General features: G+C 77.1%; 10 protein-coding genes. 7 read left to right on the forward strand and 3 right to left on the reverse strand.

The features are described from left to right. Window positions 1–46 precede the first annotated feature (46 nt). The 3 genes from OG550_RS25270 (at window position 47) to OG550_RS25280 (ending at window position 2426) form a co-directional block, all read left to right on the forward strand. The gene (locus OG550_RS25270; protein WP_327684129.1) at window positions 47–751 is read left to right on the forward strand and encodes a TetR/AcrR family transcriptional regulator; all 705 of its coding nucleotides are present in this window, start codon (window positions 47–49) and stop codon (window positions 749–751) included. 155 nt (window positions 752–906) lie between these two features. Beyond that, window positions 907–1617, forward strand: coding sequence for a ribonuclease HII (locus tag OG550_RS25275; RefSeq protein ID WP_327681205.1), 711 nt, complete (start codon window positions 907–909; stop codon window positions 1615–1617). A 101-nt stretch (window positions 1618–1718) separates the two neighbouring features. After that, window positions 1719–2426, forward strand: a complete 708-nt coding sequence (locus tag OG550_RS25280) for a hypothetical protein (RefSeq protein ID WP_327681207.1) — start codon at window positions 1719–1721, stop codon at window positions 2424–2426. Window positions 2427–2704: 278 nt separating this feature from the next. Here the strand turns inward: OG550_RS25280 and OG550_RS25285 are convergent, their stop codons facing one another. Together OG550_RS25285 and OG550_RS25290 are read right to left on the reverse strand one after the other, a co-directional pair. Beyond that, complete coding sequence (locus tag OG550_RS25285; RefSeq protein ID WP_327681208.1) at window positions 2705–3424, reverse strand: hypothetical protein; 720 nt, start codon at window positions 3422–3424, stop codon at window positions 2705–2707. Window positions 3425–3813: 389 nt separating this feature from the next. Next, window positions 3814–6012, reverse strand: coding sequence for a RecQ family ATP-dependent DNA helicase (locus OG550_RS25290; protein ID WP_327681209.1), 2199 nt, complete (start codon window positions 6010–6012; stop codon window positions 3814–3816). A gap of 230 nt (window positions 6013–6242) precedes the next feature. Between OG550_RS25290 and OG550_RS25295 the strand changes: the two genes are divergently transcribed. After that, the gene (locus OG550_RS25295; RefSeq protein WP_327681211.1) at window positions 6243–7985 is read left to right on the forward strand and encodes a DUF4192 domain-containing protein; all 1743 of its coding nucleotides are present in this window, start codon (window positions 6243–6245) and stop codon (window positions 7983–7985) included. Between the two features lie 104 nt (window positions 7986–8089). On the opposite strand, the gene OG550_RS25300 is transcribed toward OG550_RS25295, so the two are convergent. Next, a complete protein-coding gene (locus tag OG550_RS25300; protein WP_327681213.1) occupies window positions 8090–9406 on the reverse strand; it encodes an alpha/beta fold hydrolase in 1317 nt (438 codons plus the stop codon). A gap of 693 nt (window positions 9407–10099) precedes the next feature. Between OG550_RS25300 and OG550_RS25305 the strand changes: the two genes are divergently transcribed. From OG550_RS25305 to OG550_RS25315, 3 genes are all read left to right on the forward strand, one after another. Further along, the gene (locus OG550_RS25305; RefSeq protein ID WP_327684131.1) at window positions 10100–12223 is read left to right on the forward strand and encodes a glycogen debranching N-terminal domain-containing protein; all 2124 of its coding nucleotides are present in this window, start codon (window positions 10100–10102) and stop codon (window positions 12221–12223) included. Window positions 12224–12332: 109 nt separating this feature from the next. Further along, the gene (locus tag OG550_RS25310) at window positions 12333–13091 is read left to right on the forward strand and encodes an NUDIX hydrolase (protein ID WP_327681215.1); all 759 of its coding nucleotides are present in this window, start codon (window positions 12333–12335) and stop codon (window positions 13089–13091) included. Between the two features lie 373 nt (window positions 13092–13464). After that, window positions 13465–15294, forward strand: a complete 1830-nt coding sequence (locus tag OG550_RS25315; protein ID WP_327681217.1) for an ATP-binding cassette domain-containing protein — start codon at window positions 13465–13467, stop codon at window positions 15292–15294. Window positions 15295–15297: the final 3 nt, after the last annotated feature.

Raw genomic sequence — 15297 nt, forward strand, 5'->3', positions numbered from 1 at the left:
TCGTGGTCGAGATTATGAACGCAAGCGTTCCTTAGGGCTGGTGACGATGGATCAGTTGGTGCGGCGCCAGGCGACGGACCGGTCGGTGGGCCGGGTGGTCGACCGGCCGGCCGAGCGGGTGGTCGAGACCGCCTCGGGGCCCTGTCCCGTGCGGGTCGCGGCAGAGGTCCTGCGCCGACCGGTGCGACGGCGGGGGAAGGAACTGGAGGTCGCGATCTTCGAAGCGACGCTCGACCAGCTCACCTCCGGCGGATTCGCACGGCTGACGATGGAGGGGGTCGCCGGTGCCGCCCGGACCGGGAAGGCCGCGCTGTACCGGCGGTGGGCGTCCAAGGTCGAACTGGTCATCGACGCCCTGGACTCCACTCTGCCACGCCCCTCCGACACGCCGGACCTCGGGTCCGCCCGCGACGAACTGCTCCACCTCATCGAGAGTTTCGCCGCCGTCGTCCACTCGCGCTCCGGCGGGGCGATGCACGCGCTGATGGCCGAGCTCGACCAGGAACAGGCCGAACTGTTCAAGGACTTCATGGCCCAGCGGGTGATCGAACCGACCAAGCGGGTCATCCTGGACATCCTCCGGCGGGGCGCCGAGCGCGGCGACGTGCGGCCCGGTGCCGTCACCCCGATGGTCGCCGACCTGGCGCCGGCGATGCTGCTGTACCGGGTCAAGATCTGCGGCGGGCAGGTGGGGCCGGAGTTCGCGACCGAGCTGGTGGACGAGGTCCTGGTCCCGCTGATGCGGAGCTGAGGGCGGGGCGCCGGGAGGGCCCGTCGGGGTGGTGGTGGGCGGGTGGCGCGGGGCGGGTGGTCGGTCGGGTCGGCCGGGCCGGTCGTCGGGCCGTCGTTCCGGGCCTCCCGGCGGGTGGAATACGCTGGAGTCCGCCCAGCTGAACGGACTCCACCATGCCCATCGTCCCGCCGACGCACTCCGTCGAGCGCTCGCTCCGGCGGGCCGGCGCCAAGGTCGTGGTCGGCCTCGACGAGGTCGGGCGCGGCGCCTGGGCCGGGCCGGTGACCGTCGGTGCGGCCGTCACCGGACTGCGCAAGCCGCCGGAGGGCCTGACCGACTCCAAGCTGCTCACCGAACTCCGCCGCGAGGCGCTCGCCCCCGTCCTCGCCGACTGGGTCACCGCGTACGCGCTCGGTCACGCCTCGGCGCTGGAGTGTGACGAGTTGGGGATGACGGCCGCACTGCGGCTGGCCGCCGTGCGGGCGCTGGAGGCGCTGCCGGTGGAGCCGGACGCGGTGATCCTGGACGGCAAGCACGACTACCTCGGCGGTCCGTGGCGGGTCCGCACGGTGATCAAGGGCGACCAGTCGTGCATCTGCGTGTCGGCCGCCTCGGTGCTCGCCAAGGTGCACCGTGACGGCCTGATGGCGGAACTGGGCGAGGCGCACCCCGCGTACGGCTTCGCCGACAACGCGGGCTACCCGTCGCCGGTCCACCGGGCCGCGCTGGAGGAGCTCGGGCCGACCGAGCACCACCGCCTCTCCTGGGCGTACCTGGACGGACTGCCCGAGTGGCGCCACCTGAAGCGTGACCGGCCGCTCACCGGAGCGGGCGGACCGGGTTCGGCAGAGCCGGTCGGCGAACAGCTGTCACTCGGGTTCTGACGGGCCGTCGGCACCGGTGGGTGTGCGTTCCGGGAGGTCCGCAGTGCCCAAATGGTGGGGCGCCCGTGCGCGTCCGACCGGCATTTGATAGATATCCGGGTATGCCTGTCTTCCCCGAGGAGCCGGAAATCAGCGAGAGCCTCCCGGGCCCCGGCGTTCCCAGCCCCCGCGAGTCGGACGCACAAGCCCTCCGCGCGCCTGCCACCACCGGCGCGACCACCGCCGTACCGTCGGCCGCGGTCCCCGCGCCGGCCAGGGTGCCGGGCCCGCGCCCCGCGGCGCCGCGGCCGGTGCCGCCGCGTCCGGCGCCCGCGCGTGCGGACCGTCCGGGGCCGCCGCCGCGCCCGAACCAGATCCCCAAGCCCACCCCGCCGCGCCCGCCGTCGCGGCCCGCACCGGTCGAGGTCCGGCACGTCCCGGCGAACGGAGCGGAGGCCCTCGACCGGGCCGACGAGACCGTCGACCGGCTGCTGGACTCCGGCCGCGACCCCGGCGACATCCTGGTGCTGACGGTCGGCGCCGCCCACCCGTGGCAGCAGCACGAACTCACCTTCGGCGAGGAGCGCTACTGGGCGCAGCTCGCCGAGGGCGGTGACGTGTTCTACGCCGACGCCGGTCTGACCCGCCCGGTCCGCCGCGCGGTGGTCGTGCTGGTCGTCAACGGCGGTTCGGCCGGCCACGCCGCCGCCGCGCACACCAAGGCGCTCCAGCACGCGGACACGCTGCTGGTGGTCTGCGGTGGCGCCGCTCCCGCTCCGGCCTCCCTCGCGGCCGCCGGAGCACCGACCGCCGGACGACTGCCCGCCTGAGACCCCCTGGACCGACGGGGCCCGGTACCGCTGGTGCCGGGCCCCGCTGTTTTCCGGTTCCGCTGCTTTCCGGCCCCGCTGTGTCCGGGCGCGCTGTGTCCGGGCGTGCTGTTTCCGCCGGGACGCGTCAGCGGCGGGGCAGGACGGGGCGGGGCGGAGCCGGACCGGCGGCCGGTCGTCGGTGGCCGACGGGAGCCGAACGTTGCGAACGCCCGGGCCCCCGGGGTCCCGGCACCGTCCCGTCGGAGCGGGGGCCGGGAGCGGGGGCGCCGGTCGCGTCAGCGGGTGCCGGTGCGGCGTGCCGGCTCGATGGCCGTGACCCGGGCGGGTGCCCACGGGAGCTCGGACGGGCGCGGCCGCTGGGGCCGCTCCCCGCGCTGGGGCCGCTCGGGTGCCGCCTGCCGCAGCGGCCGCTGGCCGCGCGGGCCGTCCAGGGCCGAGCGCGGCGGCAGCTCCGTCACGGTGTGGACCGGTCCTTCCGCCCACGAACCCGCGTGCGGATTGCGTCCGCTCCGTCCGTCGCCGAGGATCTGCCAGCCCGCCGGTGTCAGGGCGATGTACGAGCCGCACCGCAGCCCGTGCAGGGGGGCCGCGTCCTGGAGCGCCCACATCCAGGCGCCGTCCTGCTCCGTCCAGCCCGCCGCGCCCTCCCGGCAGCGCAGCAGCACGGCCGTCCGGGTCGGGGCGGGGAGGCGCAGGTCGTGCGGGATGACCTGGCGCAGGTGCGTGAGGATCGCGTTGCGGTGCAGCCAGCCGTCCTCGTGGTGGGGCCGCGGCGCGAACGAGGCCGAGGCGACCAGCCGGTGCTGAGCGTCCAGGACGGCGACCACGACGGTGCCGGGCTGGGGCAGGTGGCGCTGGTGCAGCTCCAGCACGAACTCCCGCGGATCGCGGAGCAGCGGGATCCCCGAGGCCGTCCAGGTCTCCAGGTCGAGCACCCGTCTGAGCGCCGAACTCCGGGCGAGGGGATACTGACCTCGGTCGATGCCGTTGATCACGATCCTCCTTCCCGACCCACGGGCGCGCGGGTACCTGCGTACGCCGAAGACCTGGTCGAAAGGACCGGGTTCCGGGTACGGTCCAATTCTCAGGGTAGACGGGGTGGAGCGGCAACGATGAAATGATGAACGCCGCCCGAAAGCCAACGTTCTGCCGGATATATTCCACGTTCGTGCGCGCGCTACCCGACTGCCGCCGGACTGTGATCCGGGCGGGTCGGACGGCGACGCGAAGTGGCCCAGGGTGACTTCACCTCCTCTTTTCGCCGAGGGCGGCCCCGGCGTCGGCCGCCGGGTGCGCCGCCGTTCCGGTGATCTCCCTCATTACTCCATTCGAGTGATAGGGATCATATTGTCCCCGGGCTGCCCCCGGGGCGCCACGGGGGCGGTCAGCCCTGCACCGCCAGCACCAGCGGCAGCACCGCACTCGCCCCGGCGCGGCGCAGCAGCCGGGCGGCCACGGTGACCGTCCACCCGGAGTCGACCAGGTCGTCCACCAGCAGGACCGGCCCGCCCGCGGCCGCCACCGCGGCCTCCAGCTCCGGGGGCAGGACGAGCGCACCGGCCAGCGCGTTCAGCCGCTGGGCGCTGTTGCTGCGCGACCCCTGCGGCGGCTGCCCGGTCGCGTAGGCGATCTGCCCGAGCAGGGGCAGCCGCCCGATCTCGGCGATCCGGGCCCCCAGGCTGCCGACCAGCCGGGGCCGGCGGGAGGAGGCCATGGTCACGACGCCGACCGGGCGGTCGAGCCGGGCGCCGTCGGCCGTCGCGGCGCCGGCCCAGCCGCCCGGACCGCGCGCCCAGTCGGCCAGCACCGTCACCAGGGCGTCCACCGCCTCACCGGGGACCGGCGCGTCGGGGGCCTGGTCGGCGAGCAGCGTCCGCAGGCGGTTGCCCCAGCCGATGTCGGAGAGCCGGCCGAGCGCCCGGCCGGTCTCGGCCTGCTCGCCGGCCGGGATGCGGCCCTTGAGCGGCACGCCCAGCGCGTCCATCCCGGTGGGCCAGAGCCGGCGGGGCTCGAAGCCGACCCCGGGGCGGCCGAGCGCGGCCCGGGCCGCCTCCAGGGCCTCGGCCGACACCTCCGGCCCGTGCAGCGGACCCGCGCAGTTGTCGCACCGGCCGCAGGGTGCGGCCCGGTCGTCGTCCAGCTGCCGGCGCAGGAACTCCATCCGGCAGTCGGTGGACGCCGCGTACTCGCGCATCGCCCGCTGTTCGGCCTCGCGGGAGGCGGCCACCTTGGCGTAGCGGGCGGTGTCGTACTCCCAGCTCTGCCCGGTGGCCGTCCAGCCGCCCTTCACCCGCCGGACGGCGCCGTCGACGTCGAGGACCTTGAGCATCGTCTCCAGCCGGGCGCGGCGGAGGTCCACCCGGGGCTCCAGCGCGGCGGTGGAGAGCGGCCGACCGGCCTCGGCGAGCGCGTCGATGGTCCGGCGCACCTGCTCCTCGGGCGGGAAGGCCAGCGAGGCGAAGTACCGCCAGATCGCCTCGTCCTCCCGCCCGGGCAGCAGCAGCACCTCGGCCCGGTCCACACCGCGCCCGGCCCGGCCGACCTGCTGGTAGTAGGCGATCGGGGAGCTGGGCGAGCCGAGGTGGACCACGAAGCCGAGGTCCGGCTTGTCGAAGCCCATCCCCAGTGCCGAGGTGGCGACCAGCGCCTTGACCCGGTTGGCCAGCAGGTCGGCCTCGGCGGTGCGGCGCTCGGCGTCCTCGGTGCGGCCGGAGTAGGAGGCCACCGCGAAGCCCCGCTCGCGCAGGAAGGCCGTCACCTCGTCCGCGGCGGCGACCGTCAGGGTGTAGACGATGCCGGAGCCGGGCAGCCGGTCGAGGTGGTCGGCCAGCCAGGCCAGCCGGTGCGCGGGGTCGGGCAGGGCGAGCACGCCGAGGGTGAGGCTCTCGCGGTCGAGCGGTCCGCGCAGCACGAGGGCGTGCGCGTCGCCGGCGCCGGTGCCGAGCTGTTCGGCGACGTCGGCGGTGACCCGGGCGTTGGCCGTGGCGGTGGTGGCCAGCACCGGGACGCCCGGCGAGAGGTCGGCGAGCATCGTGCGCAGCCGGCGGTAGTCGGGGCGGAAGTCGTGGCCCCAGTCGGAGATGCAGTGGGCCTCGTCGACCACCAGCAGGCCGGTGGACGCGGCGAGCTTGGGGAGCACCTGGTCGCGGAAGTCCGGGTTGTTCAGCCGCTCCGGGCTGACCAGCAGGACGTCCACGGAGCCGGCCGCGACCTCGGCCTGGATCGCGTCCCACTCGTCGGTGTTGGCGGAGTTGATGGTGCGGGCGCGGATGCCGGCCCGGGCGGCGGACTCCACCTGGTTGCGCATCAGGGCGAGCAGCGGCGAGACGATGACCGTCGGTCCGGCGCCGCGGGCCCGCAGCAGGGAGGTGGCGATGAAGTAGACGGCGGACTTCCCCCAGCCGGTGCGCTGGACCACGAGGGCCCGGCGGTGGTCGACGACCAGCGCCTCGATGGCCGTCCACTGGTCGTCGCGGAGCACGGCGCCGGGGCCGGCCAGCTCGCGCAGGACGGCCTCGGCCCGGGTCCGGACCTCGGCACGGTCGGCGGCGGTGGCGGTGCTGTGGGTCTTCGGCTGCTGCATGGCGTCCATGTAACCCCGAGGTGCCGACAACGGGCGAACGGCGACCGGTGACGGCCGGGTGGAACGGGGTCGTATTTCATCGGATGTTCCGCTGGACGGAGGTCGAATGTCCCCCGGGGGAGTGGTGCGCGTTGACCCGAACGGGGGAGGAGTTATGCACAGGCGGGGTTTATCCACAGGGCAGAAAGAAAAATCCGGGGCACCCGGTGAATTGCGCCAGTCTTCCGCCCATGAACGACGAACGCATCGCGCTCCCCTTCGGCGACGGCCCCGGCGGCCGTCCGATCACCATGCGGGGCCCGGCCGACATGGCCGAGCTGCTGCCCTACCTCCTCGGGTTCTTCCCGGACGACAGCATCGTCGCGGTCGGCCTCCAGGCGCCGGACCTCCGCCAGGGCGGGGTGATCCGGCTGGACATCCCCGCGTCGGCCGCGGAGTGGCCGGCCGCCGCCGAGGAGACGGCCGCCCTCCTGGTGGGGCTCTCCGAGCGGCAGGGGGAGCGGCCGGTCCAGGTCCTCCTCTACCTCTGCCAGGATCCCGGCCGGGACCACGGCCCGCCGGTGGACGAGCGGCTGCGGCCGCTCGCCGAGCGGTTGCGGCTGGCCTTCGAGGGCCGCGGGGTTCCGGTGAAGGAGTCGCTCTGCGTCTCGGGAGGCCGCTGGTGGTCCTTCCTCTGCCGGAGCGACGGGTGCCGTTGCGATCCGGCGGGCAACCCGGTCGGCAGCGGCCCCGGGCCGGGCCCGGTCGCGGTGGCCGCCACCGTCGCGGGCCTCGCCCCGCGCGGGAGCCGCAAGGAGATCGTCGCCGCGCTGGCGCCGGTCGGCCCGCCCCTGGCGGCCCTCCAGCGGCGGGCGATCGCCCGGGCCGAGGGCCGGGCGGCGGGGCGGCGACCGGTGCTCGACCGGCAGGAGACCGCCCGGCTGCTCGACCGGGCGGTGGGCGAGTTCACGGCGGGCGCCACCGAGCTCGACGAGGACCGCACGGCCCGGCTGCTGTTGGCGCTCCAGGACCGGGTGGTCCGGGACCGCGCCGCCGAGTACGCGAGGCCGGCCGAGCTCGCGCCCGCGCAGCGGCTCTGGCGGTTCCTCGCCACCCGCTGCGTGCCGCCCCACACGGGCTACGCCGCGCCGCCGCTCACCCTGCTGGCCTGGGTCTCCTGGGTCGCGGGGGACACCGCCACGGCGCGGGTGGTGCTCGCCCACACGCTCCGGCTCGCCCCGTCCTACCTGCTGGCCCAGCTCCTGTACGAGTCGCTCAACGGCGGGTTCACACCCGAGTCGTTGCTGGTGAGCGTGGAGGCGGAGCGCCGCCGCCGCACCGAGCGGGAGCAGGGGCTGGGGGCGGACCGGGCACCCGTGCCCGAGCCGGTCGACGACGGGCGGGCCGCACCCGGACGGAGCGGTGCGGGGTGTCCCGACGCCGCGCCCGCCGGTCCCGGGCCGGCGGGCGGTGAAGAGGGTGAGACCGGCCCCGGCGACGGGGGAGCGGGCGATCCGGCCCGGCCCGACGCGAGCGGAGGACCCGACCGGACGGGCGGCGCCGGCGCGGCGAAGGCCCGTCGTCGGCGCAGGCGTGCCCGCCGGGCCGGGCGGGAGGGGACGCCACCGCCCGGTGGGGTGTCGGGCCCGGTGGCCGGTGCCTCCGACGGTCCCGGGCACTCGGCCGGAGCACGGCCCGAGTCGGCGGCGGCCCCGGGGCAGCCGGGTCAGCCGGGTCAGCCCGGTTCGTCGGGGCCGGAGGATCCGTCCGGCCGAGGCGGGGGCGGGGGCGGGGGCGGCCGGTCCGGAGCGGAGCCGGTGCCGCGCACCCGGAGGCTGCCGGGGCGCAGTCCGGCGGAGCGGCCGTGCTCCGCCCGCGGTGCGCGGGTCGGCCGCCCCGCACCCTGGGCGGCACCGGCCGCCCAGGCCTCCGCCCGACGGGGCCGCTGCCGGGGCGTGCGGGGTGCGCCGGCCGGGGCCCGGAGCGCCCGGTGACCCCGGAGGCCCGCCCGGTCCGGCTCCGTTCCGGTCCGGCCGCCCGAGGGGCGGGGCCGGACCGGGCGGGGCCGGGGCCCCGGAGATCCGCGAACGGCGGGCGGCTACGCCTCGCCGCGGGCCATCGCGATCAGGCGGTCGAGCACCTTGCCGCCGCTGACCCGGAGGCCGTCGTGCTCCCACTCGTCGGTGACCCAGGTCCGCAGCCCCCGGACGGACCGGGCGGTCTCCAAGGAGTCGGCCGTGTCGACGTACATGTCGTCGTGGTAGACGGCCGCCACGACCGGCACCTCGTTGGCGGCGAGCCGCGCCGGGTCGTACAGGTCGGGCCAGTCGGTGCGGGCCGCGAGCAGATCCGCGGTCTCCTTCAGCGGGCGCAGCGCCGGGTCGGTGTCGAACATCCAGGGGTAGATCATCTCCCCGGTGAACAGCACCGGGGCGCCGGACTCCAGGGCGGCCGCGGCGTCGAACTCCGGGAACTCCGCGCGGACCCGCCCCGCGGACCACGCGGTGCCCGCCGGGTCCACCGAGCGCTGGCCGTAGATCGACTCGTGCAGGACGGCGTAGAGCGGGCCCTGCGCGAAGGAGAGCTGCGCCTCGGCGCCGGCCAGGAAGGTGTCGGAGAGCTCGGGCCCGGCCGTGCCCTCCACCCAGGCCTCCTCCAGCAGGTAGTGCAGGGTGCCGGAGCCGCTGCCGCCGCCGAGCAGCAGACCGAGCGCCTGGAACGCGCGGACGGTGAGCAGCCCCCCGCCGGGCAGGGCGGCGGGGGAGTCGGCGAGGTGGGCGGCGATCCGCCGCACCGCCGCGACGTCCTGCGGGAACCGCTCGTAGTGGCCCTCGTTCTTGCGGACGACCCTGGGGTAGGCGGCCCGGTAGACGTCGTCGGCGGAACTCCGCAGACCGGCGAGGCCACCCGTGATGAAGGCCTGGTCCAGTCCCTCGGGTGCGATCGAGAGGTAGGTGAGGGTGCAGAAGCCGCCGAAGCTCTGGCCGAGCACGCTCCAGCGGCGGTCCTCGCCGAGCAGCCGGCGCCGGATCAGCTCGGCGTCCCGCACGATCGAGTCCGCGCGGAAGTGCGCCAGGTAGTCGGCCTGCTCCTTGGCACCGCCCCGCCGGGCGAGCGTCTGCCGGGTCGCCGGCGTGGACCGCCCGGTCCCGCGCTGGTCGAGGAGGAGGACCCGGTAGTCGTCGAGGGCGCGCTCCAGCCAGCCGTCCCGGCCGAGCGGGCGGCCGGCCTTGCCGCCCGGTCCGCCCTGGAGGAAGAGCAGCCAGGGCAGGTCGGCGTCCTTCGCACGGCCCGGGGCGACCACCTCGCGGGCGTAGACCTCGATCTGCTCGACCTGCGGTGCGCTGTGGTCGAGGGGCAGTTCGAAGACGTGGTCGGTGATGACGATCCCGGGCAGCCGGCTGGGGGTGGACATACAACTCCTCGGTCTCTGCTGGTCACAGCGATCGCGCCGGACCCGACCGGGGTTGCCGGTGGCGGGGGCGCGATCACCGCACCGTATCCTGGCCGCGGCCGGGCACCGGTCGGGCGGCCCGTCGTCCGGGACCGCCCACCCCGCGGACCGGCCCCGGCGGTCCGCGCGGCCGACGAACGGCGCCACCGGACGGAGCGGCGGCGAAGCCCCGGCGGGGCCACCGGAACCGGCGGTACGGAGGCCCGGTACCCCGGGCGGGTGCCGCGGCCGACGGGGCGGGCGTGACCTGTGGCCGGTCTCCGGCGTTCACCCCGGGGGCGCTGTGCCGGGAGTCACACCGCCTCCGGACCCGCCGCCGGACCAGGAGCACCGCCCGACAGGACGGCCGGAACGGCGACGCCGCCGGGTACCGGGGTACGGAACCGGACCGGGCCCCGGTCCGCGGTTCCGGGCAGCGGGGCGCACGGGGCGCGGGGCACCGACCCGGCAGGGCCCGGGAACGGCGCGGGGCCGGTACCCCGGTACCGCGCACCGCATGGCACGGCCCGGCACCGGGTACGGCCAGGCACGGAGCACCGGCCGGCGGGGAGGTCCGCCGGCCCGACACGACCAGCACGCGATCGAACATGCTCGCGGCCCACAGGCCCTGACCGGCCACCGGACCGCCGAGGGGAGGAGAGTCCGGTGACCGCGATGAGGCCACCACAGGCCGCCATGCCGGCCGAGAGTGTGGTCGGCGCGCCCAGACCGGTCGGCCGACCGGACCAGGCGCAGCCCGGCGCACCCGGCGGCCAGGCCCGGTCCGTGCCGCCGCGCCCGCAGCCGGCCGCCGCGCACCACGCGGTGCTCTGCGTCAACGCTCCGGCGATGGCCGCGTCCGGTCCGGACGGCCAGCTGCGCGGGCACGGCCTGCACGGCTTCTACCGTTCGGGCGTCCGGGTGGTGGCCCGGATGGAGCTGCGAATCGGCGGGATCGAGCCGCTCCCGCTCCAGGGCACCCTGACCACCGCGGCCCAGGCCCGCTTCCTCGGCGCCGTCCGCATCCCCGGCGACCCCGACCCCGATCCGGCCCTCACCGTCGAGCGCCTGCGCCACGCCGACGGCGTCGAGACCGTCACGGTGCGCAACACCGGCAGCCGCGCGGCCCGGCTCCCGCTGGAGATCGCGCTCGGTACCGACCTCGGCCCGGTCGGCGAGATCGCCGCCGGGCACCGGACGGCGGACCTGCCCGGCCAGGTGCAGTCCTCCGGCCTGCGCTGGGCGGGCCCCGCCCACAGCGCCACGGTCAGCGCCCAGCCCTCGCCGCACGCCGTGCTGGCCGGCGCCGGCGTGCTGCGCTGGGACCTGGAGGTCCAGCCCGGGGCCCGCTGGTCGGTCGAGCTGCGGGTCGGGTTGGAGAGCACCGCGCCCGGCCCCCGGCCGCCCGGCGGCCGGGGCACCGGGGTCCCGCTGCCCTGGGCCGAGCCCGAGGTGCGCTGCGACGACCCCCGGGCCGCCCTGGTGGTGGCGCGCTCCCTGGACACCCTCGGCGGACTGCTCTTCGCCGACCCCGACCGGCCGACCGACCTCTACGCGGCCTCCGGCGCGCCCTGGCGGTTCGGGCTCGCCCCGGCCGACGCGCTCTGGGCGGCCCGGATGGCCCTCCCGCTCGGCACCCGGCTCGCCGCCGGCACCCTCCGGGCCCTGGCCCGCCGCCAGCAGCCGGCGTCCGCCCCCGGCCAGGGCGGTCGCCGCACCGAGGGGCTGCTGCCCGGAGCCCTGCGGCACGGCGGCCCCGAGCTGCCGCCGACCTGCACCGCCACCGAGGCGACGCTGCTGTTCGTCACCGTGCTGGCCGAGGCGTGGCGCTGGGGCCTGCCCCGGCAGGAGGTCGCCGAGCTGCTCCCGGCCGCCGAGCGCGCCCTGTCGGCACTGCGCGACGGCCTGGTCGACGGCTTCGTCACCGACCTGAGCCGCCCGGTCGAGGAGCGGTCCGCCCACCCGGTGCCCGCCCGGGCGGAGGTCCAGGCCCAGGCACACCGCGCCGCCCTGCACGGCGCCGACCTGCTGGCGGCCTTCGGCCGGCCCGGCGCCGAGGAGTGGCGGAGCTGGGCGGCCGGACTGCGCGCACGGTTCCGTGACCGGTTCTGGGTGGACGACCTCTCCGGCGGCCGCCCGGCCGCCGGCCTGGCCCCGGGCGGCCAGCCGCTGCCCGCCCTCGCCTCCGGCCTGGTCCACCTCCTCGACCCCGGGCTCTCCGCCGAGGGCGGTCGGCACGAGAGCCTGCTCGACCGCGAGCAGACCAGGCTGCTCGCCCAGCGTCTGGCCGCGCCGGAGCTCGACAGCGGCTGGGGTCTGCGCACCCTCAGCGCCAAGTCGCCGAGGTTCAACCCGCTCGGCCACCGCAGTGGCGCGGTGCGCGTCCACGAGACCGCCCTCGCCGTCGCCGGTCTCGCCGAGGCCGGTCACGAGAACGAGGCCGGGGCACTGTTGGAGGGCCTGCTCGGAGCGGCCGCCCACTTCGAGGGCCGGCTGCCCGAGATGTACGCGGGGGAGCAGCGGACGCCGGGCTTCCCCCCGGTGCCGCACCCGGGTGCCTGCCGGCCGGCCGCGGTCTCGGCCGCCGGGGCCGTGCACGCGGTGTTCGCGCTGGCCGGCGTCCGGCCCGACGTCCCGGGCGGGCGGGTGCTGGTCCGCCCGGCCAGCACCGCGCCGCTCGGAGAGCTGGAGCTGACCGGACTGCGGGTGGCGGGCGAGCCGTTCTCGGTGCGGGTCAGCCGGATCGGCGTCGCGATGGTCGAGGAGGCGTCCGCCGAGCTGCAGCTGGTCGCCCGCTGACGCGGCGTCCCCGCGCGGGGCGGGCCCGGCCGTCCGTCGGCCCGCCCCGCGCGGACGGTCCGTACGCGGGCCTGTGCTTATCGTCAGAGAGACGACTATGATCGTCGCCATGTCGCGTTATGACCCGTCGGCCTTCCCCCCGTTCGCTGTCACGGTCGACCTGGTGGTGCTGACGGTGCGCGAGCACGCACTCTGCGCCCTGCTGGTCCGACGGGGTGAGCCGCCCTACCAGGGCTACTGGGCCCTCCCCGGGGGTTTCGTCCGGCCCGGCGAGGGCCTCGCCGAGGCGGCTTCCCGGGAGCTGGCCGAGGAGACGGGCCTGCGCGCCTACTCCGCTCCGGGCCACGACGCGGTCGGCCCCGGTACCGCGGGCGCCCACCTGGAACAGCTCGCGACCTACGGCCACCCCCAGCGCGACCCCCGGATGCGGGTGGTCAGCGTGGCCTACCTGGTCCTCGCGCCGGACCTGCCGACCCCGCGCGCCGGCGGCGACGCCAGCAGCGCCCGCTGGGCCCCGGTCACCGAACTGCTCGGCCCGGACCCGGTCGACGGGGTCCCGCTCGCCTTCGACCACGGACTGATCCTGGCCGACGGGGTGGAGCGCGCCCGCTCCAAGATCGAGTACTCCTCGCTGGCGACGGCCTTCTGTGCGACCGAGTTCACCGTCGGCGAGCTGCGCCGGGTCTACGAGGCGGTCTGGGGCGTGGTGCTCGACCCGCGGAACTTCCACCGCAAGGTGACCGGCACGCCGGGTTTCCTGCTGCCCTCGGGCGGCACCACGACACGTCAGGGCGGACGCCCGGCACAGCTGTTCACCTCCGGCGGGGCCAACGTGCTCAACCCGCCGATGCTGCGCCCGGAGGCCTGAGCCGCCGACGCCCCGCCCGGCACTCCCACGGGCACTACCTCCGCCCCCTCTTCCGCTCCTCCGCTCCTCCTCCGCTCCTCCTCCGACGCCGCCGCCCGGGTGTCGCCCGGGCCCGCCGGGTGCTACCGGTGCGTCACCGCGCTCCCACCCCGCGCCTCCGGGCCCCGCCTCGCCCGGCCGGGGGACACCGGTCTCCGTCGCGGGATCGGATCGTCCCCTGATCGGGTGAGGTGTGCGGGCACCGGGCCCGTGCCACTCCCGCAATGCCCGGAATCTCCGGTACGGCCCCCTAATGTGCTGGCGCGGAGCCGTGCGGGCGCGACCCCGCGCCGCGACGCAGACCGGGTCGGCCGAGGCATGGGAGCAGCCAGCGATGATCCAGATCACCGGACTGACCAAGGTCTACCGCAGGGGCGGTCCGCCGGCGGTGCTGGATCTGACCTTCGACGCCCGCCCCGGCATGGTGACGGCGCTGCTCGGCCCGGAGGACGCGGGCAAGTCGACCGCCCTGCGGCTGATGCTCGAACTCGAACGCGGACGGGGCGTCACGCTCTTCGAGGGCCGCACCTACCGCCGGCTGCGCCGGCCCGAGCGCGAGGTCGGTGTGGTGCTGCCCGGAGCGGGCGGTGCGGACGCGGCGGCGGACACCGCCGGGCACCCCGGGCGGAAGGCGCGCGGCCACCTCAGGATGCTGGCGGCCGCCGTCGGGGTCCCGGCGAGCCGGGCCGACGAACTGCTCGAACAGACCCGGCTGGCGGCCGTCGCCGACCAGCGCCTGCGGACGTTCTCGCCCGGGATGCACCGTCGGCTGGCCCTCGCGGCGGCACTGCTCGGCGACCCCGGGATCCTGCTGCTGGACGCGCCGACCGAGGGGCTCTCGCCGCGCAACGCGGAGTGGTTCCAGTCCTTCCTGCGGTCCTTCGGTGTCGCGGGCGGCACCGTACTGGTCACCACCCGCACGCCGCAGGACGCCTCGCAGCTCGCCGACCGGGTGGTCACCCTGGACCAGGGCCGACTGGTGGCGGACCAGCCGGTGACGGAGTTCCGGCGCACCCGGCTCAGCCCGGAGGTCGCCGTCCGCGGGCCGCAGATGGCCCGGCTCGCCGATCTGCTGGTCGGCCGGGGCGCACAGGTCCGCCGGGACGGCGGGGCGGGTCTCGCGGTGGCCGGGATCGGCCGCACCGAGATCGGTGAACTCGCCTACCGCAACGGCATCCTGCTGCACGAACTGGCCGACCGGGTGGTCGAGCAGCCGGCACCCCGGGCCGCCCTGCCGGACGGCTCCGGCCGCTCCGGCCACCTCACGGTCCGGAGCGGGGCGGGCCGGGCCCGCCCGGCGACGCAGCAGGCCGACCGGTCCGACGGGAGTCCGCGGGCGGGTGTCGAGCGGGAGGTCGGAGCCGCCGACCACACGGTCGCGATGCCGCAGGTGTCGGCGGCCCCGGCCCCGGCCCCGACTTCGGCCCCGACTTCGGCTCCGGCTCCGGTCCCGGTGCCGCAGCCATCCGCCGCCGAGCGGGAGCAGGTGCCCCCGCCCACCGTCGCCCTACCGGTCACGCCCGGGCCGACGGTGGCCCCGGTCGCGGTCTCGGCGGCGACCGCGCTGTCCGCGATCACGGCCCGGGCCGCCCGGCGCGCGGCGCGGCGCCCCGGAACCACACCGCCGCCGACCCCGACGCCCGCGCCCGCACCGGCCCCCGTCCCGGCACCGGCCGCCGCCGCGCCGGTCGACGAGGAGGCGGACACCTCCCCGACGGTGGCCGTGGACCGGCTCTTCCGGGACGGCCTGGACAGCCTGACCCGGTCCGGCGTGACCCCGGTGTCCGAAACGCACGACCGGGCCGGGCCCGCGGACGCGCTGCCGGCCGAGGACACCATCCGCCTCGGCCGCCTCACCCAGGCCGCGGGCCACCCGGCCACCGGGCCCGCCGACCGGTCCCGGCGCACCGGTGCCGCCCGGCAGGCCCCGGCCCCGGCCCCTGCCGCGACCGCGCAGTCCGGACCGGCCGGGGTGCGCGAGCGTGCCACCGCCGCCCCGGCCCGCCCGCTCCCGGCGGCCCCCGCCCCTGCGCCCGCCCCCGCTCCGGCCCCGGCTCCGGCCCCCGTGTGGAACACCGGTGGGCCGGCCACCGCGGAGGTGCCCGACCGCGGGTCCGCCGTCCTTCCCGTCACCCCCGCCACCATCGACCTTCGGAGCGAGTGAACC

It is taken from the genome of Kitasatospora sp. NBC_00458 (genome assembly GCF_036013975.1).
Lineage (GTDB): Bacteria > Actinomycetota > Actinomycetes > Streptomycetales > Streptomycetaceae > Kitasatospora.

Excerpts from the sequence above, each read along its gene's own strand:
- OG550_RS25270 (WP_327684129.1), top strand. The coding sequence starts at position 47 with ATGGATCAGTTGGTGCGGCGCCAGGCGACGGACCGGTCGGTGGGCCGG.
- OG550_RS25305 (WP_327684131.1), top strand. The coding sequence starts at position 10,100 with ATGAGGCCACCACAGGCCGCCATGCCGGCCGAGAGTGTGGTCGGCGCG.
- OG550_RS25310 (WP_327681215.1), top strand. The coding sequence starts at position 12,333 with ATGTCGCGTTATGACCCGTCGGCCTTCCCCCCGTTCGCTGTCACGGTC.
- OG550_RS25290 (WP_327681209.1), bottom strand. The coding sequence starts at position 6,012 with ATGCAGCAGCCGAAGACCCACAGCACCGCCACCGCCGCCGACCGTGCC.
- OG550_RS25300 (WP_327681213.1), bottom strand. The coding sequence starts at position 9,406 with ATGTCCACCCCCAGCCGGCTGCCCGGGATCGTCATCACCGACCACGTC.
- OG550_RS25295 (WP_327681211.1), top strand. The coding sequence starts at position 6,243 with ATGAACGACGAACGCATCGCGCTCCCCTTCGGCGACGGCCCCGGCGGC.
- OG550_RS25275 (WP_327681205.1), top strand. The coding sequence starts at position 907 with ATGCCCATCGTCCCGCCGACGCACTCCGTCGAGCGCTCGCTCCGGCGG.
- OG550_RS25280 (WP_327681207.1), top strand. The coding sequence starts at position 1,719 with ATGCCTGTCTTCCCCGAGGAGCCGGAAATCAGCGAGAGCCTCCCGGGC.
- OG550_RS25315 (WP_327681217.1), top strand. The coding sequence starts at position 13,465 with ATGATCCAGATCACCGGACTGACCAAGGTCTACCGCAGGGGCGGTCCG.